The organism is Paenibacillus vulneris (genome assembly GCF_039543185.1).
Lineage (GTDB): Bacteria > Bacillota > Bacilli > Paenibacillales > NBRC-103111 > Paenibacillus_S > Paenibacillus_S vulneris.
In genome coordinates this window covers 528,682-552,202 of sequence record NZ_BAABJG010000003.1, presented here as the reverse complement: position 1 = coordinate 552,202, position 23,521 = coordinate 528,682, and the positions used below count along the sequence as shown (strand labels likewise).

Here is a 23,521-nt window from a genome sequence, read left to right as displayed (position 1 = left end):
TCGCCAACGCTAATGACAGCCTTGACCCCCAGCCGGAGGTACAAGGCTGTCATTGTGTTTTCATGCGGTGCCGCCATCCCCGTGATTTTTTACCTGGTAACAAAGTATGGTAAAATAAACATGTCTGCCGACTCCCTCACAAATCGAGGCCGGTTTTGCGCAGTTATAGAAAAAACATAATAATGAGGAGGCACCTGCATGACTCAGCATATTTCCGACAGCACCGTTCTTAGCAACGGCGTCAAAATGCCTTGGCTTGGGCTAGGCGTATGGAAAACCCAAAATGGAGAAGAGGTCATTCAAGCTGTTAAGGCCGCGATTCAGGCAGGCTACCGGAGCATTGATACAGCCGCCGTATATGGTAATGAAGAAGGCGTCGGCACAGCCATCAAGGATTGCGGTATCTCCCGCGATGAACTGTTTATCACCACCAAAGTATGGAATGCCGACCAAGGCTATGACTCTACTTTGAAAGCATTCGATGAAAGCCGCCGTAAGCTCGGACTGGACGTTATCGACCTGTATCTCATTCATTGGCCGGTTAAAGGCAAATATAAAGATACCTGGCGCGCCCTGGAGAAGCTGTATAAGGACGGCGCGGTGCGAGCTATCGGCGTAAGCAACTTCCTCGTTCACCATCTGGAGGATCTGTTGGCTGATTGCGAAATAAAGCCGATGGTAGACCAGGTGGAGTTCCATCCGCTGCTGACCCAGCCGGAGCTGCGCAGCTTCTGCCCGCAGCATCAGATTCAGTTGGAAGCCTGGAGCCCGCTCATGCAAGGGAATCTCGATATTCCTTTACTCGCTGAGCTCGGAGCCAAATACGGCAAATCTCCCGCACAAATTGTGCTTCGCTGGGATTTGCAGCATGGTGTCGTGACGATACCAAAATCGATCAGCGCTCACCGCATTCAAGAAAACGGAAATGTGTTCGATTTCCAGCTTACTCAAGACGAGATGGCAAGTATTGACGCATTAAACAAAGAGCACCGCTTCGGTCCGCATCCGGATCACATCAACTTTTAAAACGGATATTCAAGCACGAAACAGCTGTCGTATGTTCATACGGCGGCTGTTTGTTTTTTCATCAAAACTAGTCTAATTGTCCAAGCCATCATAATAGGTATTAATGTAGGAGCAAATTAATCTTGTCTAAGGAGGAATTTGTGAAGATGATAAACAACCCTTTCAACAATGGGGGACCCCAGCCTTTCCGCAGCTACGGTGGATATCAAGGGTTTCCGCAAGGCTTTCAGGGGTACGGTCAGGGACAACAAGGCTCACAGACGATGCACCCTCCAGGCCCAGGCGGCGCATACATAGGCCAACCCCCTGGAGGCGGTGCTCCTCAACCAGGCGCTCCGCAAGGAATACTCCCGATTGAGCAGTCCTATATCGAGAACATTTTGCGTCTCAACTTGGGCAAGACAGGAACCTTTTACATGACGTATGAAAATAATTCCGAGTGGAATGCCAAGATTTTCAGGGGGCGCATTGAAGCGGCTGGACGCGACCATATTATTATCAGCGATCCGAAGACAGGAATGCGCTTTTTGCTGCTGATGGTCAATCTGGACTACGTCACCTTTGACGAGGAGCTTCAATATACGTATCCGTTCGCGCCAACTCCACGTTAATCCTATGCAAAAAAAGAGTGCTTAGCAAGCACTCTCAGATTGTCGAGAAACCTATAAGGCTTGAACTATTGCTAATATACTACGGTGGGGTATGCCCCTCCAGCCGCTGTTGAAACCCGTGAAAGGGATCAGATTTAGTGGTATTTTCACGGGTTTCAAAGGCGGACGTAAACTCTTCCGAGGAATACCCCACCTCCATATTTAGCAAAGTTCTCGCAAAACTAGGTTTCTCGACAGACTCAGAGTGCTTAGCAAGCACTCTCTTTTTATTCCCTCCAAAGCCCTTACCCGGCCACACTCGAGTAACGCTTAAGCCCGAAGCTCCAAATGCAATAGGTGATGGAAATCATCACTGCCGCTACGGCAGGCACTCCCCACATCGCCCAGCCGTACTCACCCGGACGAAGCAGGAAGGCCGCAGGGAAGAAGCTGCCGACCGCATACGGAATCAGGTACGTCAACAGCCCGCGAAGCAGCGGATGAAAAATTTCCAGCGGATACCTCGTGAAATCGTAAAGCCAATTGACCGGATAGATGACCGACCGTATTTCCTGGACCCAGAAGGTCAGCACGCTGATGGTCAGAAGAACCGCGAACTGGATGACCGCGCTGCTGATCAAGGCGATAATGACGTACAGTACCGTCCCGACGGACCAATGCATATTCAGATGAGCTCCCGCATAGCCCATAATGACCGCTCCCGTAATCAGCTGCCCTACGCCATTAAGCTCTTGAGAGTTACCTATGGCCTGGAACAGCACGCCCACAGGGCGGATCATCATAATATCCAGCTGCCCCCGGCGGATATAGCCGGTTAAAGAAAAGGGCGCATTGAATAGGGTCTGATTCAGCGCCTTCCCTGTTGCCGCCAGTCCGAACAGGAAAACCAGCTCGTAAAAGCTCCAATCCGCCAGCTTGGGGATGCGTTGAAAAATGACCGACAAAAAGACCAGCGTGCTTCCCTGGGCAACGATCCCCGCTATGACGGCGATCAAGGTATCTGCCCGATATTCCACCAGAGTCTTGAAATAAATCTTCAAATATTGGCCGTACATCCCTATTAAATAAGCGGCTTGCTGAAACGCATTACGCTGCGGCGCAATCATACCTGTTACCCCCCGTTAATCGTCAATCGCTTGGCTGCCTTCATCCACAGCAGGCGGCTGATCACAATCATCACAACAGCCCAGCCTAGCTGCTCCAGCAGCGATTGAACCATCTCCCAGCCTGTCAGACGTCCCGTGTAGATGGATAAAGGAATATACGCCATAGACTGGAACGGCAAATACTCCATCACCTTGCGCAGTGCGTCCGGAAAAAACTCAAAAGGAATCAGCGTCCCTGCGAAAATATCCACTACCGCCCTCTTCGCCAGCTGAACGCCAAACGTATTGGTAGTCATAAAGGAAATCATCATAATGATTGAATTAATGCTGAATGCGACAAAAAAGCCAATGCAAAGGCTTACAACAAAGCCTAACGCAGCCATCAGGTTTGCCGGAGGCGATATGCCCAAAATAAAAATCAAGAGCAGCATGGCCGGTATGTTGACCCACAGCATTTCTACAATGAAAAACCCCGCCGCCTCCGAGAACCGCTGCATTTGAAAATCGACAGGGCGAATTAAATCGAGCGCAATATCGCCATTCCTGACACGCTGCGCCATAGCATAGGTCGGGGCCCTTTCCGCCGGAGACCAGCGTGCGAAATTGATCGCTTGTCCCACCATGACGTACGTTATCAGCTGCTCCCACGGCAGTGCCGTCTCCGTCGAGTACAGATAGATCGCCTTCCACAGCATATAATACATGACGCTGAACATAAGCGTGGAGAGCAGCGTCATAATAAAATCAAAGCGAAACTGCAGCCTCTGGCGGACGGCAATCTGCGACATGCCTATCATGCGTTCTACCGCTTGCATCATCGGCCCGGTCCCCCCACGGCTGCATAAGCCGGCTTCGGCTTGGAATCTATGCCTTCCCGGTAGATGCGGCTGATCAAGGCATCGATGCTTTCGTCCTGCATCGTCAGGTCCCGCGGGTTCGCTTGTTGCAGCAGCAGTCTCAACAGCTCCGACGTGTCCGTCCTGTGCTGGTCGTACGTAATTCTGACCACCTGCTCATCGGTATGTACAGCTACCTCCCCCATACTTGCGAATACGTGCGCTGCGGCTGCCGCTGCCTGCCCGTCCGGGAAGACTGCACGAATTTGGCGCTCCGTCGCAAAATGATCCTTGATGTATTGCAGGCTTCCGTCATAAATCAGGTTTCCTTTATCGATGATCATCGTCCGCGGGCAAAGCCTTTCGATATCATGCATATCGTGGGTCGTCAAAAGGAGCGTGACATCCTTTTCCCGGTTAATGCTTTCGATAAAAGCCCGGATACGTTCCTTGGCTACAACGTCCAGACCGATCGTCGGTTCATCCAGAAATAATATTTCCGGATCATGCAGCAGCGCGGCCAATATTTCGCAGCGCATTCTTTGCCCTAACGACAGTGTCCTTACCGGCCTCTCCAGCAAATGGCCGACTTCCAGCAGCTCCGAATAATCCTTTACGTTTTGATGATAGCGCTCCCATGAAATGCTATACATATACCGCAGCATATCAAAGGAATCCTTGACCGGAAGATCGAAGATCAACTGACTTCGCTGTCCGAACACGACACCGATTTGATAGCTGTTCAGCTTCCTATTCCGTGCCGGAACTACCCCAGCCACCAGAATCTCTCCGCCGCTAGGCTCCAGAACGCCTGTGAGCATTTTGATCGTAGTCGATTTGCCCGCCCCGTTAGGCCCTAGATAAGCCACGCTCTCCCCCTTCTCAATCGTGAAGCTGATGTCGTCTACCCCCACTACCTGGCGCTTCTCCGGGTTAATCAAGCTGTGCAGCGCTCCGAATTTCCCCTTGCGTCTGACGTTTGTCTCAAACACCTTTCGCACATGTTTCACTTCAATTAATGACATCGTCTATCATCTCCCCCTGAAGCTTGTGATGCGGATAATGTATTATAGCAGACTTTTTTCCAGATTTGGCATATAAAACAAAAAATTCTGACCGAAATCAGAATGGGATTGACGGGAAACCTGTATGACTATCAGGAATGAATTTCTAGCCAATCCGCAGTCTTAATTACTATCAGAATTTTTTATTTCATTATTTCCGCGCGCTGTCAATCGCCTTATTAGCCGTCTCTTCAGCTTCACGCATCACGGTATTGACATCCTTGTTCCCCAGCACATAGTCCGGGACCAGGCTCACGAGAGGCTTCTCGCCGATATTCTCATAAGCTCCCTTCACCGGGATCGGAGCAAACGGCTTGTAGAATACAGCGTTCCAATTCAGCTTCTTGCTATAATCCGCTCCCATGGACTTGCGCACCTCTTCGCTCTTCAGCGGCGTTATAAAGCCAAGCTTGGCTCTTGCCATCTGATATTCGTCGGAAGCCAAATACTTGATGATTTCCATCGATTCTTCCTTATGCTTGCTTGTTGAAGCCAGGATCGCATACGTAGGTATCGGCTGGAAGCCTACGTTCGGCAGCTCCTTATATGTCGGCGCGGACACCATGTCGAAGTTCATGCCCTGCATATTCGGATCGGTCGCAAGCTCTGAGAAATATACATACATGGCGAGATTTTTCTTCTTGATAAATTCATCCTTGCCCGGCATTTTGTTCTTGTTGTCGGTCAAATATTTTTTGAACCCGGAATCCTGAGCTTCCCCTTTGAAGACCGTCTCCATAATCGTCTTCCACTTCTCATTATGGAAGGTAGATTTCGACGTCTGCGCATCGACATAAGGAAGCGAAAAGTTGTTCATCAGCAGCATATGCCCCGTGTTGCCGACGAGCCCCAAATACTGCGTGCCGTCCACCTCTTTGCTCAGCTTTTTGGACAGCTCCGTCATTTCGTCCCAGGTCATTCCATCCTTCGGGTAAGGGACGCCGAACTTATCGAAGATGTCCTTGTTGTAAAAGGTAACGACCGACATCATGCTGACCGGCAGTCCCCATATTTGCCCGTTTGCCATCGTCTTCATCGCATCGATCGTCACCGGCTCGAACCGGTTCAAATCAATGTTATTTTTCTTAATAAGGTCCGTGATATCATATTGGATTCCCGGATTGATGACTCCGTCAATAATCCCCGTATGCGCCTCAAGCACGACGTCGATTGCCGTCCCTGCCGTGACCAGCTCCTGGGCTGTCGTTCCCTGCGTCCGCTGGATGTAGTTGAACTTCCAGTTCGGGAATTTCTTCTGCAAAAACTGGGTCACCGCCAGCTGGAAATTTTCTGGAGAGGTAGCTCCGCTGGAGGTCAGCGTAAATTCCAGAGGCGCGTTAAAATCGATCTCCTTGGCGGTCTTCCCCTCTGCATCCGGTGACGCCCCTCCTCCGCATCCTGCCGTCATTCCGCTTAACAAAGTGATTGTAAGCGCTTTTATAACAATGCTGCGTTTCATCATGAGTCCCCCTATCTTTTGAGTAAATTGGTTATTTTTGTATTATAGATCATAGAAATTATATTTTCTTCATAAAAATAGGCACAATATGGTTATATATTTCGTTTTTTTGTCTTTCTTTTCGAATGTCCCCATTCCCCCTACAAACAAAAACAGGGACCTACGGTTAAAAAACCGTAAATCCCTGTCATCCCTAAACTGGCCTGCTATCTGCAAAAACGGGCCAGCTCCCTTACATCCTCGATGCGAGTCAGGCCGGTGGCCTTGTCGATAATGGAAGTGTACACATGAGGAATAATATGCTCCGCACCATTGGCGGCGCACACTTCAATAACTTGGCCGATCGTACGAAGATCAATGCCGCCCGTCGGCTCGAAAATGCGGATCCCGTATTTCACGGCAGCTTTGACCATAGCCGCCACCTCGTCCAGATGGTCCGTTCCTCCGATTGGATAAAACTTGACGGAATGGACGCCGATTTCAGCGAGCATCGCTGCCGCAGCATCGCAGGAAACCGTTGCTTTCAAAGCTTCGCTCTGCGGTCCGGTCGTTATGATAACTTGACCCGGCGTACCGCTCGGAGTAATCAGCGCATTGACGATGGAATGCGTGCTGCCTGCGCTTTTCAATGCTCCCAGGGTATATCCTGCCGCAGGGAATACCTGGTTGACATGAGCCGGCTTCGTTTGGACAGCGACGTCCGCCACCTTGTTCCACATGGCCGGATCGCCTGCGCCCAAGCCTACGGAAACCGGAACGCCCGCTTGTTGAAATTCGTGAACGGCAGCAACGGCCGCCTCTACGGTTGCGAAGTTTTTGACCATTAAGCCTACATATACATTACCCTGTGCGGCTTCAACGATTTGCTTGGCATTGTCTGCGTCTTTCGCCAGCACGTTTAATTGAATCTTCGGATTACTCACAGTAAGTCCTCTCCTTCATATGTCCTGTTGTCGCTAGACTTCATTACTGAGCCAGTACCTCTTTAAGTCTTGCGACGATGATTTGCTCCTGCCCTTCCAATAAAGGTCGAGGATCGATATTAATTAGGCCTAGATTGGCATAATGATTGCGCGTATAAACGGCAGGATTGCCTGCTTCCAGCTGTTTAATGACATCGTAAGCCGTTTTTCCCGTTACCTTGGCGTCAATGGCCAACTGCGCGCGGTAGATGGCGCGGCCCGCTTCATCCTGAAGGATCGTACCGGTAACTCCCGGTGTATCCTTAAGCTGCTCGATCAGCCACTTCATGCGTTCCAGCTGCTTCTCGGATTCATCCGGCTTATCATCATAACGCTGCAAAGCAGTGAGGAAGCCGACAATGCCTTCCTTGCCGATTTTCATCGGTCTTGCAACCCCGTGATACTGGGCCCGGCAGGCTTCGATTAACGAGGCGCGTCCGCAGATCATGCCGGATGTAGGGCCTTCGATCGCTTTGCCCCCGCTGTAGACGACCAGATCGGCTCCCATTGCGATATACTTGCGCAAATCCTCTTCAGCCGCCGCGTCGATGATCAGCGGAATCCCTTTTTCCTTGGCGATCGATATCATCGTTTCAATGGACTGCATGCCCTTTTGCACCGCATGATGCGATTTGACATAAAACAGGGCAGCCGTGTTCTCATTCACCGCTTCGGCAATATGCGCTCTCTCCACATGGTTCGCCTGACCGACCTCCACGACTTTCCCTCCGCCGATGGCGATCATCTGCGTAATGGAAGCGCCGAAGTGAACCGCATGGCCCTTCTGGATAATAATTTCATTCGGCACTCCGCTCGTATGCGGAATGCTCTCGATCAAGGACAGCTTCGTTCCGGCGATAACTGCAGCGACGGCAATGGCCGTTCCGGCCGCAGCCCCAGTCGTAGGGCAGCCATCCTCTGCGCCGGTTACGGATGCAATCACTTTCCCTGCCGCTACCATCAATTCAGAAACATCCACGTAGTCTTTAGCAGCTGCGCTTAATGCCTCGCCAACAACCGGAGCGACGGCGCTTGCGCCGAGTGCGGTCATTTTACCGCTCGCATTGATGACTTTTCTGCAGCCGTATTGTTCGAATATACTCATGGCTTACTCCTTAGCTGAATCGTATTTTATTTCGTAATAATCGGGAAGAAGGCTCCCAGAACCATAGCTCCGATAATAGCTCCGCCGGCAATCGGCTTTTTGAAATAATAGAAGATCGCTGCGCCGACCGTCGCCCCGATGCCTACAGGGATGGATGCCATAACCGCAGAGATAACGATAAGCGGTCCCAAATACCGTCCGGCAGCGTTCCCTGCGCCCATCATCACATCAGCGCCGAAGGTGGAATTAGATGCATTGATCGTAAATTTGCGGATCATAATGATGACAAAGCCGACCAGAAACCCGACTACGGCGCCTGTCAGCAAGGCCAGCGGGAATGAGGTTAGCGGAGCCGTAATACCTGCGCCGAGCATCAAAGCCGGAACGCCGATCCCAAGGCCTGTTTGCAGCGAGCCGCCGATGTCCAAGATACCGACCAGCGGTCCTTCCAGGATACGGGCGAACAAGAAGCTCGCACCGAACGCCGCGGCAGCCCCGAAGCTTCCTCCTTTAATCCCCGCCTCCAGCAAGGCGACGATGGCAATATCATTGAAGGCCCCTACATGGTACACATAATAGAGATGCGTTCCGGCAAAAATCCCTGAAGCCAAGCAAGCGACAAACAAGGTAAACGCCCACTCCGAATACCAAAACCCTTTTTTCACTTGTTCTACTTGTTCCATCTTACTTCACCACCGATCCAAAGAATGCATGAAGATCAATCAGCCATTGCGGAATGACTTGCACGTTCAAGCTGTGCAGTAAAGCGACATCGAAGGCGCGGAAAAATCCGCTGAGAATATATAAGAGTACGACAGCGACCACGAGCGTCTTCGTAATGCGGTTCCAACCGCTGTCATCGACGCCCTTGCCGATCAGAATGCCAAGCACAAGCCCAGGAACGGCATTCCCCATGACCAGATGCGCCAATCCGCCTAACGCGGTCGCCCATACGCCGGTTCTTTTGCCGGCATCCATCGCCGCTGTCCAGAATACGATAGGCATGATCGGATTGATCAGCCAGTTTGCCGCAGGCACCAGCACCTTGGTTGCAATTGCCTGCAGGGAGGCCGGGATCGCTGCGGCCGTAGAGTTCAGTACGGCTACGACTACGGCGCCGATAATAGCGCCCACGATGGCCATTTTCTTCGGATCGTGCAGTGTTTCTTCCACGTTCTTGTTCTTCGCGAGCAGAATCGCAGCCGCCCAGTTCGGTATAATCCGATGATCGACATCCTGCGTTAATCCACCGGCACCGACAACGGAGGCCCATGCGTTGAACAAGAAGCCTAAACCGAACGAAAAATGCGCGACAGGATCGCCCTCGCAGGCGTTAAGCTCTCCGAATGTCCGGAATGCCCCCATCCCTTGAACATTGGGCGCATGGAACATCCGGGCCGCACCCGCTCCTACCCCAAACCCAACCAATAGACCGATAATAATGGATTCGAATACTATCGTAAGAGTATTCATATGGTTCCCCCTAACTTGGTTTCCAACATCAATGGCATTCTTTCATCCCGCTCATCTCATCCGAAGAATGCGTTGTAAAGGAGGCAATGCTTCCGTCTGCTGCTCGAACGGAACCTCAGAGAGCATCACAGCCCGAATTTTCACATCCACCCGAATCGTAATGTCGTACCGGGTTCTCGTTCTAGGAAACAATAAGCCCAGAAACCGCTCTCTATAGGTGTGCTCCGTCGCCTTCAGCACCTCCACATCCTGCGGCTCGATCTGCAGCAGAATATCGGGAATCTCCTTGGCGATGTTCTTTTTCATTTGCGACAACGCATTCTGGAAAGCACCGGCCTTTGTCTCCGCCGTTCCGCTAACGATTATCGACTTCTCCATCACCTGGAACATGAGCGTTACCCCCTGTGTTTTTTGATATAAGCTTCCGTCAGCCTTCTACCCAGCTCCTCGACATCCATAAAGCCGAAGCCGATAACCTTCTTGCCGGCGTTGATAGCCGTCACCCCTGCATCAACGGAGCGAAGTCCGAACTCCATCGGGTACTTGTATTTCGTATTTGCCGTTACGGCGCCTGCTCCGCCGCTGCCGCAGAAGGAGATGCCGAAGTCCGCGTTTTCCTTATGCATCACATCGCCGAGCTTCATATCTGCTCCGACGCCGGGAATAACAATCGCGATGCCGCCAGCCGCTTCGACCCCTTTTGCAACATTTTGTCCTTTACCCAAACGGTCGCCGATGACTACTTTTACTTTATTTTCCATGTCCATTACCCCTCTTCATTAAATTTGGCCGCTTCAAAATGTACGGTTAAATAAAAGATTTCCGCCGTGTCAAGCTGCCGCTCCGATGTCTTCAAAGCCTGTTGAAGTACACGCTTGCTCAGGTCCACGAGTTCGGGACTCACTTCGTCAAACATTTCTTCGTCCAGCTCGGGCAAATATTCGTTATTCTTCACTCTGCGCATAAAAGCCAATAGATGAATGCCGATGACTAACGTTTTCTCATAGGATAAGTTCAAGCCGGATTCTCTGGCGATATCCGTCATGAAGTCCAGCACGGGTCGCAGCTCATTGAGCTCTGCCTCTGTAACAGTGGTCTTCTCCGGTATTTCCTTTAGTAGGTTCTCCATCATTTGCATGGGTATATTTCTCCAGATTTCATGGTGTATTGTGCTTGGATCAGCTTGTCATAGTGCAGCGTTTCCTTCTCGGAATCGACCAGCTCGACCGGCTGCTCCACGATCTTAAGGATCGAAATGTCGGCGATCGTTCCTTCCTTTAACGTCCCGATCTCTTCGGATTTACGCAAAATTTGGGCAGGGGCCGCTGTAGTCCATTCAATAATTTGCTCCATGGAATAGCCTAGCGCCAAAAACTTGGTCATCGTCATCGTCAAGCTGTATACAGGCCCGTGAAGCCAATTTTCCAAGTACAGATCCGTGCTGATAGAATACGGCGTAATGCCTAATTCGCGGGCCTTATTCATCGTTGCGAAGCTGAAGCTGGAGCTGCCGTGCCCGACATCAAACCGCACTCCGCGATCCAATGCGCGTTTGGCCTGCGGAATCAGCTGCCCGTGTTCATCAAGAATGCCTCCCCGTTTGCCATGAAAAGCATGGGTGACGACGTCTCCCTCATCCAGCAAATCGAGGACCTCTTCCAGCTTTGGCGGGGCGTTGCCGATATGAACCATCACGGGAAGCTCCGCTCGACGGGCTACCGATTTGGCGACAGCCAGAGGATAAATCCCGTTTTCCTTCACAACCGAGCCGCTCATCCGCGCTTTGATGCCTATGATGGTGTCGGGGTATTCCGCGATGCGCTGCAGGGTGGACTCGGCTGTCAGCCTGCTCATGTCCGCCAATTCGCTTCTTCCTTCCACCAGCCCCGGACTGGAAATGTTCAGCCAGGCAAGCACCTGGGTAGCACTTGGCTTCACGCTTCGTTCCAGGAACTCGGGGAAGTTCTGCTCGCCGGAGCTGCCGGCATCTGCAATGGTCGTTACTCCCTGATCGATCCCGATCGTATCCGGCTTCATCCCCATTTGAGGCACAGCCTCAAAAATATGAGCATGAATATCGATCAGGCCCGGCGTGACCAGACAGCCTTCCGCATTCACCCGCCGCAGGATTTCACCACCGCCTGTCCCCGGCTTCCAGATCCCGGCGATGCGATCTCCCTTGACGGCCACATCATACTTGCCGGAACGGCCGGTAGCCGGATCGATCACCGTTCCATGCTCGATTAGAACGTCGATTTGCATAGTCATTCTCCTTTATCTAGAGGTTCAAAATATCTCAGAATCGCATGCAGCTCTCCCTCTGTAGCGCTTACATTTTTCCTCTGCAATACTATGTTCAATTCCTCTTTCAAAGCCATTGCCTTGCTTCCTAAGAGAGGGCTCTCTCCGTACTGCGCGTAGGCCGTGCCAAAATGCAGCCGGTTGACCATAAAAAGAAGATGCAGGGTCAAGCCCTCTGCCCGCTCATCGCTCAGATAGTCTCTGAAATGAGCGATCACCTCTCTGCTAAGATCGTAGCCGGTATAAATAATGTCCTGCACCATATTCTCCAGCTGCCCTGCATCATACGCGAGCCTTTCAGGTCTTCGGAGCCCCGCGGTGTTCCTCGCAGACGCTCTCGCCTTAGTGCTGCCGAGCTGATTCAGCTGCGTCTGTATCGCCTGAAAATCACGCTTTCCGGGAATGGAATGAATCACAACGACCGGCACGTTCACGTTCACCGGCAAAATCGAGATGACCAGGTCCACCGGCACCTGCTCCAATACCTTCTCCACGTCCATCACCGAACAGGAAGCCGCGAATTGAAGGTGCTTGATTTCATTTTCAATGATCGTCATAAGCCATTTCGAGGTGCCTCTGCCCGTTCCGCATACGATAAGCGCCTTCCACTTTTGCTGTTCGGCTTTACGCTCGTAGGCTGTCTGGAAATGAAGCACGATAAAGGCGATGTCCGGATCCGTCAGCTGAATTCCTATCGGCCCTAACACATCCGAGCAAGCCTGCTTCACATAATCGAACATGGTCCGGTAGGAATGCATAATTTCCTTCAGCAACGGATTCGGCTCCACGACACCATAGCTGTGCTTCGTCAGCTTATCCGACATATGAGCCAGCAGGTTATTGAACAGCTCTTGATCCTCCGAGAAAGGAAACCGCATCTGCTCCGTCACATGCCGAATCATGTCATGGGTTATCGTGTACACATCCGGCAGACCCTCGCCCTTGCTGACCTCATATGGAAAAGGCGCAGCCATGCCGATAGCCTGCAAGCTGACGAACCATACGTCATCATCCGTCAGCGAGATCGTTTCATGCTCCGGGAGCATCGAGAGCACTCTGCGAAAAATTCGGAAGATGCTCAGGCTGTGCTCGGAGACATGCTCCTGGCTTCTCGCCTCGTTCTCCACAAATTCACCTTGCTGCCGTTGCCTTTGAATTACAATGCACAGCCGGATAAATACGCCGATGATAACTCTGTCCGACAAGAGTACACCGATCTCGGCTTCCGTCTCCCTCACAATTCGGGACAAGGCTTCGAACAGGGCGTCCAAGTCCTGGACCGGCTCCAGAAATCTTGCCAATACCTTGTTAAAATGCAGCGCAGGCTTTTGCTGCTGGGCCACGCCTTGGACGATTTGAAGCATGTCGTTGCCGTCGAGCAAATCATGAATGACCTTCTCCAGAACGGTACGCCTTTGCCTCTCCGTTCCTATCAATCGAATGCCGAACCGGCTGCGCTCGAGCAGCAGCTGCCAGTCCCGGAAAAATGCCTCGGCAATCGCCAAATCGGACAAAATCGTATTGCGGCTGACGTCGTTTTTCTTCACCATCTCGCCGATGGTGATATGCTTGTCGCTAAGCAACAAATCCAGAATGATACCGCGTGCGCGTTCATGCTGGTTGACGAAGACGTGGCTCCCGGAAGCCTCCAGCTTACTGAGCAGTCCGGTTCGCTCCGATTCGTCACACTCGATCCAGATGCCTTTGCTCGGATTGGAGCGCATGAAAATCTCCTGCTCCTGCAGCCAGACACGAATCGTTTCCAGATCGTATTTGATCGTCCGTTCGCTTACATTGAACTGATCTGCAAGCTCCTTGACCCTCAATGGCGCAGGATCCAGGAGCATTTTTTTGAGAAGCATTCGTGAACGTGTAGAAAGTGCTATCGGACTCACCTCTGTTTGCAATAAGTTCGTGTCCGACAAGTCCGCCGAGTCCTTACGCTCTCCATTCGGCTATAGCCGGTACTCTGCTCTCCACATGAAGTTTGATATGTTCTGAGGAGGTCATCTGGAGCACCTCATCTGCAAGCTGCTTCATCTCATGCCGATCCAGCTGATGGAGCAGCGCTCGAGCCGCGAGTACAGCCCCTCCGCTCATGCTGAATTCGTCCAGTCCCATCCCCAGCAGTATAGGTATCGCCGTCAAATTACCGGCCATTTCCCCGCACATGCCGACCCATTTGCCTTCGCGATGGGCGGCCTGAATGACGTGATCGATAATGCGGAGAACCGCTGGCTGGAACGGTTCGTTCAGATAGGCCAGACGCTCGTTCATCCGATCTGCCGCCATCACATACTGGACGAGATCATTCGTGCCGATGCTGAAGAAATCCGCTTCCTTGGCCAATTGATCGGCCACGAGTGCCGCCCCGGGTACCTCGATCATAATCCCGACTTCCATTGAGCGATTGAACTTGACGTTCTCCCACTCCAGCTCGTTTTGTACCTCGGCGAGCAGCGCTTTCGCCTGTCTCAGCTCCTGCAGGGTAGCAATCATTGGAAACATAAGCTTAATATTTCCATAAGCGCTCGCTTTTACTATGGCACGCAGCTGCGTCTTGAACAGCTCCGTTTCATCAAGACACATGCGGATGGCGCGGTAGCCGAGGAATGGATTCGCTTCCTTCGGCAAATCCAGGTAGGGCAGCTCTTTATCCCCTCCGATATCCAGCGTGCGGATGATAACGGGCTGATCTTTACCAAAAATCTCGGCAGCGACCTTATAGGCCTGAAACTGCTCCTGCTCCGTCGGGAACTGCTGTCTTCCCATGTACAGAAATTCGGTCCGATATAACCCGATCCCTTCGGCACCGCTCTGTTTAGCCGCCAGTGCATCCTGCGCATTGCCGATGTTAGCGACCAATTCTACCCGATGCCCGTCCGCTGTCCTGCTGGGCTGTCCGCCGTATTTCTTCAGCTCGTCGCGGCGGGCTGCGAACCGGATTTGCTTGGCTTTATATTCCTCGATAATTGCCGGCTCGGGATTGATATACACCTGGCCCAGGCTGCCATCCACAATGACGTAATCTCCCGTTCTCACCTGGACCGTGCCTTCCCGCGAGCCTACTACGGCGGGAATTTCCATCGAACGGGCCATAATGGCGGAGTGCGATGTCCTTCCTCCGATATCTGTAACGAAGCCGGCAGTTGAACTTCTGTCCAACTGAGCCGTATCCGACGGAGTCAGGTCATGTGCGACTAAAATAACCGGAGCACCCGACTCCTGCTGCGGCCTCGCATCCTTACCTTCGAGCAGCCTCAGCACACGGTTCGTAATATCCCGAATATCGGCTGCCCGTTCCCGCAGATGCTCATCCTCCATGCTCTCGAAAATCCCGATGATCGCCTTCGATGCATCGTCCAGGGCTGCCTCCGCATTGATGCGTTTGGAGAGGATAGCTTCCTTCGCGGCTCCCGTAAATTCCTCATCCTCGAGCAGCCAGATTTGGGACTCAAAAATTTTGGCCTGCTCTGAACCTACTGCAGCCCGGGTCTGTTCAATAAGCGCTTCCAATTGGCTTATGGCAAGCCGTATGTGTGCCTCCAGACGCTCCGCTTCTTCCTGTATTTGCTCCGGCGCGATCTCGTAGCGTTGTACCGTATGGGTATCGTTCTTCAGGACCAACGCAGGTCCCATAGCAACTCCCGGTGCAGCGGCAATCCCTTGTAACAGCACAGTACCGCCACCTCCTTATCCTGTCATTCAAATCAATATCTCTTATCTATTCCAAAATCGATTCGAGCATGGCTCCGACGGCATCCAAAGCTTCCTGCTCCTGCTCTCCCTTTGTTTCCACAATCACTTTATCTCCACAGCGCATTTCCAGCGCCAGCACTCCGACGATGCTTTTCGCATTGACGCGTTTTTCGGCCTTGGTGATGAACACATCACATGGAAACGATTTCGCTTTTTTCATTACATCCCCTGCAGGCCTTGAATGGATTCCTAACGGATTCGCAATAGTAAATTCCTTCTGCATCCTCTTTCCTCCGATTATAGAATCTTGTTGATAGCTATCATATAACAGAGCAGTAAGCCGCATCTGCATTTTAACAATAACTTAACACTCCAGCGTTGCAAAGATTCAACCTTTTGCACCTTCGTTCGTGAGGCATATTGCAGGAATACATCTCCTGCAATATGGGCGAGTCAGTTGGGAACTGAAAAACAAAGAAGCCGACCCTCCGTAAGGAGAATCGACTTATCGTTTCCTGTTATTGCGGGCGGCATGCGCCGAAGTCACGATGAAACGATCGCCTGCCTTTGCTTGTTCCTCTTCACCTGCATGAGTAATGCAATCCAATTAAAGCGCGGACCTAAGCTAACGCCTGCTCTTGGTTGAGGCCATCTTGGGAATCAGATTGCCCGGACTCGGCCAGAGATGCGGTTGCCGATACAGGAGCTACCCCTGCTCCAAGCAGTTCATTGGTTTGCACCATGATCTGGCCTTCAATAGCCCAGAACGTCCTCAGCTGTCGTTCCAGCTCGCCAAACTCCGGCTGCGAAGCAAAGTTCGGAGCATATCGGGCTTTGTCCCAATACAGCATCGCCTGCTTGAAGCCGTCGTTCGCCGGGTAAACCAGCTGATTCGCCCATATTCCAATGGATTTAGGGGAATAGCTCTCCGTGGATAAGAAGCATTCTACGAAGCCCTGAGCCCGATAATGAAAATACAGCCCCTTGTTGAAAAAATGATAAAATCCGCTCCACGCCTGCGGAAGAAAAGATTGTCCTTTGTTGGTCATACGAAACATAATGTCCTGGATATGCTGCCCGCTGACGCTCAGCTGCAGCAGCAGGCCGTACAGCTTATCGAAGGTAGCCGCGTAAGGATTATTCCGTGCCATCGTACAAGATTCCACCTTTGCCTATGGATATCTATACTATATGCACCATAAGCCCAATCTGCTTCAGGCATTTTCGTATAGAGCTACCGCGCTCCATGAGCCTCAGCAATAGTCCATCATGAGCCGCTAGCACCCAGTCACGCAGCCCATCCCAAACGCTGGATCAGCCAATACAGCCCTATGACGAAAATACATGCCGAGGTTCCCCTGAAAAACCAAGCGTATACCGGCTTTCGCCTCCGCAGCTGCACAAACAGCGGAAGCAGAATCGCAACGATTCCCAGCTGCCCTAGCTCGATCCCGACATTAAAAGAAATGAGCGAGGTGACCAGATAGCTTTGGTGAAACCCGATTTCACTTATCGCACTTGCAAATCCAAGACCATGGATCAGTCCGAACACGAACGTCAGTATCCAGCGCCAATGGAACGACTTGACGAAGAAATTTTCAACGGCCACATAACATATCGTGAGGGCAATCCCCGCCTCGATCCATTTGGGATACACCGGCACGAGACCGAGCGCAGCGAGACAAAGAGTAATGCTGTGGGCGATGGTGAACGCGGTAATGATTTTTAATATGGCGGTAAACCGCTCCGCGGCGATAAGCAGCGCCAATAAAAAGAGCAGATGATCATAGCCGGAAAGAATATGCTCCAGCCCCAGGTTGATGTACATGAACACGACGGTCATCAAATCCATATCGCTTGCGCTTCCTTTCCATAGGTTATAGGCCCAGCCAGGCCGCCACGAACACCAGAATGAGCGCAGGTTTGCGAAACCATCCGATTCCACGGTTCCAGCCGGTTGCAAGCAGCGGTCCGGCAAGCTGCCGGGACCCGATATGCAGGACATACAGGATGCCGAGCCACGCAAGCCAACCGCCGGATGCATACAAAAGCAGTGAGATCATTCGGAATGAATGATCCAGCTGCAGCTGCCCGATCAATCCTGACGAACCCGTGCCCCAGACAAGCCCGAGCAATGCGGAGACAGCCCTCCCGCTGCTCTTTGAAGCCTTGGTCCACCAGTACACCATCATGACGCCAAGTCCAATAAGCACGGCATCATGCAGCCATGCAGCAGGTACCTTCGAAGCCAGCTTATCGGCTGCCGTAAGGCCGATTAAGCTGTACAACGAGGCCGTGGAGACCGAAGCAAACGTTTCTTTGACAGATCTCCCAGAAGCTGCGATACACAACAGGATAAGCCAGGCGAATAGACTGCGAATTGTATGCTGTGCTCCGTACGCCATGTAAGTCCCTAGCTGCCCCGGATGAAACTTCGCATTGCCGTCCGGCATATAACGGACCGCTTCCGAATCCTTCTCCACAACCCAATGTCCGGCAAGCTCATGGCCTTCCTTGTACAGCTGAATGTAGTTCTGATGCCCGGCATCCAGGTCATGAATAAACAGCTTGTAGCGTATCGTAACATTGCCGATGGACATGGGGGAATGAAAGGCAAGCGCGATACTCACAACGGTATCCTCCGTCTGCTTCTGAACAGCCGTCTGGACGCTAACCACTTCCGCTTCCATTCGCTGTTCATTATTGAACAGCACAAGATGCTCCAGCACATAAACGCTGATAGCTTCTTTATGCGCTTCAAGCTCCGCATCTTCCAACGATTGATCGCCGTTCGTATCGTACTGCAGCAGCATTGGAAACGGCAGCAGAAGCTCGTAATCTATAGTGTTCTCCTTCATAGTGACATAGGAGTACCCGTTATTGTAGTTATGCGCCTGAACGCTCAAGCAGGACAAGCAGAGCACAATCGCGAAGCCAACCATACTAGCGATGAAGCGGCGGCCCACTGGGCACCTACCTTTCTTTTGGCATCCCGCTGCCTTATCCCTTGATAGATCAATACCTGACGGCAAACGGGAAACGGCGTTTACCCCGGCCTCCAGCCATGGATAAACGCCGCTCGCGTACTCATCCCATAATCTCGCTCATCGCGACGGATGCTTTTCTTTTGACGGATTCATATGCCGCCAGCGCAACGGCTGCAGACCGCATGCCGTCGTCGCCGCTGATCGGCACGGAGCCGTTTGCTTTAATCGTCCGGACAAAATCCTTCAGCATATAGGCATCCATCCGATCGCCCCAATGGCTCCACTGGGCCTTGCCTGCATCGTTATTGTACACTTCGTTCTTCTGCCCGAACGCATCCACGCTGATCGTTCCGTTCGTTCCGATAATCTCCATCGTCACGTCGCCCCAGAACGGGAACGACTTGCTGCGCGACCAGCTTGTGTCAAGGACTGCAACAGCTCCGTTCGTGAACGTCACATGTACCATCCCGGCATCCTCGACGGGCAGCTCGTGAAACAGCGTCCCCATCTCGGCATATACCCGGTCCGGCTCACTGCCCAGAAACCAGCGCATCAGGTCCATCACATGGACCGTGTGATCCAGCACCGCACCGCCGCCGGACAAGGCGGGATCTACGAACCAGCTCCCCGGCATCGAGCCGCGGTTCGTACCTTTGATCGCTACAATCTCTCCGATATCTCCACGGTCGACGGCCTCCTTCGCTTCAACCACCGCAGGCAGATAGCGGCATGGGAAGGCGGTCATCAAGCGAACTCCGTTCTCTTCACAAGCCCGGATCATCGCCTTCATCTCCTCCACCGTCGTTCCGAGCGGCTTCTCGCAAATGACGTGTTTGCCGGCCTTGGCGGCAGCTAGGGTGATTCGGGCGTGATGGACGTTCTCCGAGCAGATGACGACCGCATCCAGCTGCTCCATCGCGAGCAGATCCTGATAATCCTCGAAATACGGGATCCCGTACGAATCCAGTATAGGCTGTACTCTTGTCCTGCTCTCATCCGATATTCCTACGATGTCCACATCGGGCATCGATACCAGCTCACGAAAGTAGCTGCGCCCATGGGAATGGGCAAAGCTGATCATCCCTACTTTCACTTTGTTCGGTTCAGACATGCGGCACTCCTCCCTTCAAGCCATGTGCGTCCGTATCCAGCCGGACAGGCTGGCCCGTCTGAGCCGAAGCCATGGCGGCAAAAGCAATCTCCATAGCCTTGTACGCATCCCCTGTGCTCACGACAGGCTCCGAACCGTTACGCAGGCATTCGGCAAAATGCTCCAATTCATAATAATAGGGGTCATGGTAGGCCGGGCTCTTCGGCACCGCGACACGAGGGCGTTCCTCGTCTGACGAACGCGCTGTATGTACCCGCAGGGAAACCGCATCATCCGAATGAAACCGGAGGATGCCCTTGGTCCCGGCGAATTCGACCGCCGTCGTGAACGGGCCGGGATATCCCCAGTATCCCTCCAGATTCGCAATGGCGCCGTTCTTGTACCGCAGCGTTACCAGCGCGTAATCCAATGCTTCCGTCGTGCGTTTCATCGCGAACACCGACTCCGCCTCTCCGAAGACGCTGCGCATATAGTCGATATCATGAATCAGCAGATCGAGAATAACGCCCCCGCTTTTCTCTTCATCGTAATACCAGGACTTCGCACGTCCCGGATGGCCTCCGATCCGCTTCGTATGCATGACGCCCGGGTCGCCGATAATACCTGCCCGCACCTTGGCGGCCAAATCCTTATAGCTAGGGAAAAATCTCACCACATGGGCGATAAACAGCCTGACATTGTTAAGCCTGCATGCTGCTATCATTTCCTCCGCATCCTTTAGGGACGGCGCAATTGGCTTCTCACACACAACGTGAACTCCTGCCTGCGCAGCCATCAGCACGAGCGGCTTATGCAGGTATGTCGGCACACAGACGCTGACGATATCCGGCTGCTCCGCCGCCAGCATTTCCTCGAAGCTCGTATATGCTTTCGTACCGTTCGCTAGCGCCGTTTTCTCCGCCAATTCCTTATCCATATCGCAAACTGCGGCTAATTCAACTCCGGGAACGGAGCTCCAATTGCGCGCATGGGTTCTGCCCATAATTCCGCAACCTACTACAACGGCCTTCATCTTCTGTTCTCCCCTCATTTCTCATCCATTTGCGCTCCCGGCATGGCGGACTTGATAGGACGCTTGCCTTCACGCTCCGTTATGACGTTCATCGTTTGACCGTCGGATGTAATCAACACATTCCCGTGCATTCCTGTAGAATACGCCGTAATCCCTTTCTTCTTGTACCGCTCCATCAGATTCGGACTGACGAACAGATTTTGGCTCAGTACGGAAATCTTCGGACTCACGGTATTCAGAAATACTTCCGAGGAGGATGTCGATTCGTTGCCGTGATGAGGCGCATGCATCATATCGCTCTTCAGCTTCGGTTCTGCAGAGGAGCCGATGAGCTCCAGCTCCCGATGCTTATATATATCCGCCGTGAACAGGAACGATGTATCTTTGTACGTCAGCTTGAATACCAAAGCAAAATCATTAATTTCCGCTGCCGAGTACGATTTGATTGCATCCGGCAGCGCCCCCTTCGGCGGGCTCAGCACCTCGATGAATACGTCGCTGCCCAACTGGAAGGCAGAGCCTTCCTCAAGATAGGTCACCGGGATTTTCTTGGCATTGACGGCTTCCATCGTACGGCGGTAGTAGCTTGAGTTGGTATAGGGAAAGTTCTCCATATAGAAGGCTTTCACTTCTTTGCTGCTCACTACCGAGGCGAAGCCGCCGATATGGTCCGAATGCGGGTGGGTATTCAAAGCTATATCAATACTGTTAATCCCCAGCTTGTTCAAATAGTTCACTACCTGCTGACCTGCGTCATTGACTCCCGCATCAATGAGCATGGTTTTGCCGTCGGGCGACTGTATCACGATGCTGTCGCCCATCAGCACATCCCCGTCCAAGTACAAATACCGGACGGTCAGCAGCCCTTGGTGCCTACCGGCGTCGAAGATCTCCGCGGTGCGCAGCTTGTCTGCAGGCGTCGTGCTTGGTGCCGCAGTGGATGCCTCCGCAGGCTCCGACGGCTGCACTGGCTTCCATTGGTGCCAGCCGACGGCAATAAGGGCGAGCAGCACCAGCGCCGCCCCGGCCAGCTCGAGCCGTCTGCGCCAACGGCTCTTGCTTCCGGGAGCATCGCCTTGATTCCCTCTAGGCTCCCGCTCCGTCATTATTTTTTACTGTACCTTTCGTAAGCGGCCTGGTACGTCTTCATATATTGATCGAGACCCATTTTTTGTACCGTAGCCACATATTTGTCCCATTCATCGAACGATGCGGAGCCGTTAACGAACTTCGCTTCCATCTCGGTGACATAAGACTGAATATCCTTGCCGATCGAGGACATCAATTCGGTTTCGGTATCGGTGAAGTTGAAGTTGTTCCATATTTCCTTCACAGCATAAGGCTGGGCTTTTTTACCGGTGGCAAGCGCCTCAGGCAGCGTCTCGGAGCCCTTGAAATATTTCTCCTGCACATAACCCGGGTAGCTGCCCCCGAGCCATGTGAAGTATTTGGCCAAAGCCTGGTCCTGCGTTAAGCCTTGAGGATTTTTGGTAATGTCCTCGACATACTCGAGCTTTCCGTCAGCCCCCTCCTTATATGTCACGTCCTTCTGGCCCATGAAGTAGAACTTCGCGCCTTCCTCGCTGTAGAAATAATCCATCCATCGCAGCGTAGCTTCCGGATTTTTGTTCTTGTTGGTGATCGCAAATGCGCCGACATGGACCATAGGCACTTTGACATGAGAGTACAATTGATCGCCATGAGGCCCTTTCAGAGCGCCCAGACCGATATAATTTTTCTGATTCATCAGTGTAGCCGGATTCGGAATAACGGTGGAGCCGAGCACTCCCTTCTGTCCTTTGGCATAAAGCGCGCTGTCTTTTATCGTGAAGATTTCTTTGTCCAGCAGGCCTTCCGCGTACAGCTTGTTCACATATTGCAGCAATTCCTTATATTTCGGGTCGGTCTTCGTGAATCTCAGCTTGTTCGTGGCAGGATCAATGTCGACATAAGGATGTCCGAGTCCCCGGTTGCCAAGACCCCAAGCACCTTTCACCTGATTGATCAGGTTACCGATACCGGCGCTGCTGTATGGAATTTCATCGTGCTGACCGTTTCCGTTAAGATCCGTTTCTTTTACTTTCTTCAAATATTGGTAAAATTCCTCTGTCGTCTTGGGTTCTTCTATTCCCAGCTTATCCAGCCATTCCTTGTTGACCCACAGCGGAGTTCCGATCAGCATCGGCAGGAAGGTGGGATCATAGAACGAAGGAAGCGAATAAATATTGCCGTCCGGCATCGTCAGACCCTTTTTGATATCCGGATATTTCTCCATCAGTTTCTTGAAATTCGGCGCATATTGGTCGATCAGATCGTTCAGCTTGATGAAGACACCCTGGCTTCCGTATTTGGAGAGCTCCGCTGCGGATAGTCTGGCAGAATAGAAAGCGTCCGGGTAATCGCCGCCTGCGAGAACAAGATTTTTCTTCTCGGTTAAATTTTCGAAAGGAACGAGCTCGAAGGCAACGTTAATGTTGGATTGCTTGGCGTACTCCTTCCATACCAGCGTATCCTCGAACTTATTGCCGTTGGTAGGCGATTTCCCCGTAAAAAACTTCAACGACAGCGGCTCGTTCACAATCGGCATTCCGCTTGGATTCACATTCTTGCCCGTACCATCGGCACCCGGCTTCGCCGCACCGCCGTTGTCGGAATTCGAGGAGCAGGCTGCAAGCATCCCGCCCGCCATCGTCATTGTAAGCATTGAAGCGATCCACTTATTGCGTTTTTTCATATCCAGTTCCTCCTCGGATCATTCCATTTTCATTA

General features: G+C 52.3%; 24 protein-coding genes. 2 read left to right on the top strand and 22 right to left on the bottom strand.

Features of this window, described 5'->3' with window-relative positions; all coding sequences use genetic code 11:
* The first annotated feature begins 198 nt into the window (after positions 1-198).
* Positions 199-1,026, top strand: a complete 828-nt coding sequence (locus tag ABEA66_RS03870) for an aldo/keto reductase (RefSeq protein WP_079909637.1) — start codon at positions 199-201, stop codon at positions 1,024-1,026.
* A 146-nt stretch (positions 1,027-1,172) separates the two neighbouring features.
* Positions 1,173-1,637 carry a spore coat protein GerQ gene (gene gerQ, locus ABEA66_RS03865; protein WP_192703677.1) on the top strand — a complete coding sequence of 155 codons (465 nt, stop codon included), beginning with the start codon at positions 1,173-1,175 and terminating at the stop codon, positions 1,635-1,637.
* Positions 1,638-1,921: 284 nt separating this feature from the next.
* Here the strand turns inward: gerQ and ABEA66_RS03860 are convergent, their stop codons facing one another.
* The 22 genes from ABEA66_RS03860 to ABEA66_RS03755 form a co-directional block, all read right to left on the bottom strand.
* The gene (locus ABEA66_RS03860) at positions 1,922-2,743 is read right to left on the bottom strand and encodes an ABC transporter permease (protein ID WP_345586192.1); all 822 of its coding nucleotides are present in this window, start codon (positions 2,741-2,743) and stop codon (positions 1,922-1,924) included.
* 5 nt (positions 2,744-2,748) lie between these two features.
* Positions 2,749-3,561, bottom strand: a complete 813-nt coding sequence (locus ABEA66_RS03855) for an ABC transporter permease (protein ID WP_192703675.1) — start codon at positions 3,559-3,561, stop codon at positions 2,749-2,751.
* Positions 3,558-4,604 (bottom strand): ABC transporter ATP-binding protein, encoded by a 1,047-nt coding sequence (locus tag ABEA66_RS03850; RefSeq protein ID WP_345586189.1) that lies wholly within the window; start codon positions 4,602-4,604, stop codon positions 3,558-3,560. The genes ABEA66_RS03855 and ABEA66_RS03850 overlap by 4 nt, the downstream gene beginning before the upstream one ends.
* 190 nt (positions 4,605-4,794) lie before the next feature.
* Positions 4,795-6,105: an ABC transporter substrate-binding protein gene (locus ABEA66_RS03845; RefSeq protein WP_345586187.1), complete on the bottom strand. Its 1,311-nt coding sequence runs from the start codon at positions 6,103-6,105 to the stop codon at positions 4,795-4,797.
* 203 nt (positions 6,106-6,308) lie between these two features.
* A complete protein-coding gene (locus ABEA66_RS03840; protein ID WP_345586185.1) occupies positions 6,309-7,025 on the bottom strand; it encodes a KDGP aldolase in 717 nt (238 codons plus the stop codon).
* A gap of 43 nt (positions 7,026-7,068) precedes the next feature.
* Complete coding sequence (locus ABEA66_RS03835) at positions 7,069-8,169, bottom strand: DgaE family pyridoxal phosphate-dependent ammonia lyase (protein WP_345586183.1); 1,101 nt, start codon at positions 8,167-8,169, stop codon at positions 7,069-7,071.
* Positions 8,170-8,195: 26 nt separating this feature from the next.
* Complete coding sequence (locus ABEA66_RS03830; protein WP_345586181.1) at positions 8,196-8,852, bottom strand: DUF4310 family protein; 657 nt, start codon at positions 8,850-8,852, stop codon at positions 8,196-8,198.
* A 1-nt stretch (position 8,853) separates the two neighbouring features.
* Positions 8,854-9,642 (bottom strand): DUF4311 domain-containing protein, encoded by a 789-nt coding sequence (locus tag ABEA66_RS03825; protein WP_345586179.1) that lies wholly within the window; start codon positions 9,640-9,642, stop codon positions 8,854-8,856.
* A 51-nt stretch (positions 9,643-9,693) separates the two neighbouring features.
* The gene (locus ABEA66_RS03820) at positions 9,694-10,032 is read right to left on the bottom strand and encodes a DUF4312 family protein (protein ID WP_192703669.1); all 339 of its coding nucleotides are present in this window, start codon (positions 10,030-10,032) and stop codon (positions 9,694-9,696) included.
* Between the two features lie 5 nt (positions 10,033-10,037).
* A complete protein-coding gene (locus tag ABEA66_RS03815) occupies positions 10,038-10,403 on the bottom strand; it encodes a glycine-rich SFCGS family protein (protein WP_079912838.1) in 366 nt (121 codons plus the stop codon).
* A 5-nt stretch (positions 10,404-10,408) separates the two neighbouring features.
* Positions 10,409-10,780 carry a PRD domain-containing protein gene (locus tag ABEA66_RS03810; protein WP_345586176.1) on the bottom strand — a complete coding sequence of 124 codons (372 nt, stop codon included), beginning with the start codon at positions 10,778-10,780 and terminating at the stop codon, positions 10,409-10,411.
* Positions 10,771-11,904: an amidohydrolase/deacetylase family metallohydrolase gene (locus ABEA66_RS03805; RefSeq protein WP_345586174.1), complete on the bottom strand. Its 1,134-nt coding sequence runs from the start codon at positions 11,902-11,904 to the stop codon at positions 10,771-10,773. Before ABEA66_RS03805 ends, ABEA66_RS03810 begins: the two co-directional genes overlap by 10 nt.
* A 2-nt stretch (positions 11,905-11,906) precedes the next feature.
* Positions 11,907-13,769 carry a BglG family transcription antiterminator gene (locus ABEA66_RS03800; RefSeq protein WP_377740233.1) on the bottom strand — a complete coding sequence of 621 codons (1,863 nt, stop codon included), beginning with the start codon at positions 13,767-13,769 and terminating at the stop codon, positions 11,907-11,909.
* 112 nt (positions 13,770-13,881) lie between these two features.
* Entirely contained in the window at positions 13,882-15,621 is a 1,740-nt protein-coding gene (ptsP, locus tag ABEA66_RS03795; protein WP_345586172.1) for a phosphoenolpyruvate--protein phosphotransferase, read from the bottom strand.
* Positions 15,622-15,667: 46 nt separating this feature from the next.
* A complete protein-coding gene (locus ABEA66_RS03790) occupies positions 15,668-15,925 on the bottom strand; it encodes an HPr family phosphocarrier protein (RefSeq protein WP_079912587.1) in 258 nt (85 codons plus the stop codon).
* A 337-nt stretch (positions 15,926-16,262) separates the two neighbouring features.
* Positions 16,263-16,793 carry a hypothetical protein gene (locus ABEA66_RS03785; RefSeq protein WP_345586170.1) on the bottom strand — a complete coding sequence of 177 codons (531 nt, stop codon included), beginning with the start codon at positions 16,791-16,793 and terminating at the stop codon, positions 16,263-16,265.
* A 137-nt stretch (positions 16,794-16,930) separates the two neighbouring features.
* Positions 16,931-17,494, bottom strand: a complete 564-nt coding sequence (locus tag ABEA66_RS03780; RefSeq protein ID WP_192703663.1) for a HupE/UreJ family protein — start codon at positions 17,492-17,494, stop codon at positions 16,931-16,933.
* A gap of 25 nt (positions 17,495-17,519) precedes the next feature.
* Positions 17,520-18,608, bottom strand: coding sequence for a hypothetical protein (locus tag ABEA66_RS03775; RefSeq protein WP_345586166.1), 1,089 nt, complete (start codon positions 18,606-18,608; stop codon positions 17,520-17,522).
* A 121-nt stretch (positions 18,609-18,729) separates the two neighbouring features.
* Positions 18,730-19,740: a Gfo/Idh/MocA family protein gene (locus ABEA66_RS03770; protein WP_345586164.1), complete on the bottom strand. Its 1,011-nt coding sequence runs from the start codon at positions 19,738-19,740 to the stop codon at positions 18,730-18,732.
* Positions 19,733-20,752: a Gfo/Idh/MocA family protein gene (locus ABEA66_RS03765; RefSeq protein ID WP_345586162.1), complete on the bottom strand. Its 1,020-nt coding sequence runs from the start codon at positions 20,750-20,752 to the stop codon at positions 19,733-19,735. Before ABEA66_RS03765 ends, ABEA66_RS03770 begins: the two co-directional genes overlap by 8 nt.
* Before the next feature lie 14 nt (positions 20,753-20,766).
* Entirely contained in the window at positions 20,767-21,858 is a 1,092-nt protein-coding gene (locus tag ABEA66_RS03760; RefSeq protein WP_345586160.1) for a ComEC/Rec2 family competence protein, read from the bottom strand.
* Positions 21,858-23,486, bottom strand: coding sequence for an extracellular solute-binding protein (locus ABEA66_RS03755; protein ID WP_345586158.1), 1,629 nt, complete (start codon positions 23,484-23,486; stop codon positions 21,858-21,860). Before ABEA66_RS03755 ends, ABEA66_RS03760 begins: the two co-directional genes overlap by 1 nt.
* Positions 23,487-23,521: the final 35 nt, after the last annotated feature.

Bases quoted from the DNA above. Each gene is read 5' to 3' on its own strand.
- ABEA66_RS03870 (WP_079909637.1), top strand. From the start codon at position 199: ATGACTCAGCATATTTCCGACAGCACCGTTCTTAGCAACGGCGTCAAA.
- gerQ (WP_192703677.1), top strand. From the start codon at position 1,173: ATGATAAACAACCCTTTCAACAATGGGGGACCCCAGCCTTTCCGCAGC.
- ABEA66_RS03860 (WP_345586192.1), bottom strand. From the start codon at position 2,743: ATGATTGCGCCGCAGCGTAATGCGTTTCAGCAAGCCGCTTATTTAATA.
- ABEA66_RS03855 (WP_192703675.1), bottom strand. From the start codon at position 3,561: ATGATGCAAGCGGTAGAACGCATGATAGGCATGTCGCAGATTGCCGTC.
- ABEA66_RS03850 (WP_345586189.1), bottom strand. From the start codon at position 4,604: ATGTCATTAATTGAAGTGAAACATGTGCGAAAGGTGTTTGAGACAAAC.
- ABEA66_RS03845 (WP_345586187.1), bottom strand. From the start codon at position 6,105: ATGATGAAACGCAGCATTGTTATAAAAGCGCTTACAATCACTTTGTTA.
- ABEA66_RS03835 (WP_345586183.1), bottom strand. From the start codon at position 8,169: ATGAGTATATTCGAACAATACGGCTGCAGAAAAGTCATCAATGCGAGC.
- ABEA66_RS03830 (WP_345586181.1), bottom strand. From the start codon at position 8,852: ATGGAACAAGTAGAACAAGTGAAAAAAGGGTTTTGGTATTCGGAGTGG.
- ABEA66_RS03825 (WP_345586179.1), bottom strand. From the start codon at position 9,642: ATGAATACTCTTACGATAGTATTCGAATCCATTATTATCGGTCTATTG.
- ABEA66_RS03820 (WP_192703669.1), bottom strand. From the start codon at position 10,032: ATGTTCCAGGTGATGGAGAAGTCGATAATCGTTAGCGGAACGGCGGAG.
- ABEA66_RS03815 (WP_079912838.1), bottom strand. From the start codon at position 10,403: ATGGAAAATAAAGTAAAAGTAGTCATCGGCGACCGTTTGGGTAAAGGA.
- ABEA66_RS03810 (WP_345586176.1), bottom strand. From the start codon at position 10,780: ATGCAAATGATGGAGAACCTACTAAAGGAAATACCGGAGAAGACCACT.
- ABEA66_RS03805 (WP_345586174.1), bottom strand. From the start codon at position 11,904: ATGCAAATCGACGTTCTAATCGAGCATGGAACGGTGATCGATCCGGCT.
- ABEA66_RS03790 (WP_079912587.1), bottom strand. From the start codon at position 15,925: ATGCAGAAGGAATTTACTATTGCGAATCCGTTAGGAATCCATTCAAGG.
- ABEA66_RS03785 (WP_345586170.1), bottom strand. From the start codon at position 16,793: ATGGCACGGAATAATCCTTACGCGGCTACCTTCGATAAGCTGTACGGC.
- ABEA66_RS03780 (WP_192703663.1), bottom strand. From the start codon at position 17,494: ATGGATTTGATGACCGTCGTGTTCATGTACATCAACCTGGGGCTGGAG.
- ABEA66_RS03770 (WP_345586164.1), bottom strand. From the start codon at position 19,740: ATGTCTGAACCGAACAAAGTGAAAGTAGGGATGATCAGCTTTGCCCAT.
- ABEA66_RS03765 (WP_345586162.1), bottom strand. From the start codon at position 20,752: ATGAAGGCCGTTGTAGTAGGTTGCGGAATTATGGGCAGAACCCATGCG.
- ABEA66_RS03760 (WP_345586160.1), bottom strand. From the start codon at position 21,858: ATGACGGAGCGGGAGCCTAGAGGGAATCAAGGCGATGCTCCCGGAAGC.
- ABEA66_RS03755 (WP_345586158.1), bottom strand. From the start codon at position 23,486: ATGAAAAAACGCAATAAGTGGATCGCTTCAATGCTTACAATGACGATG.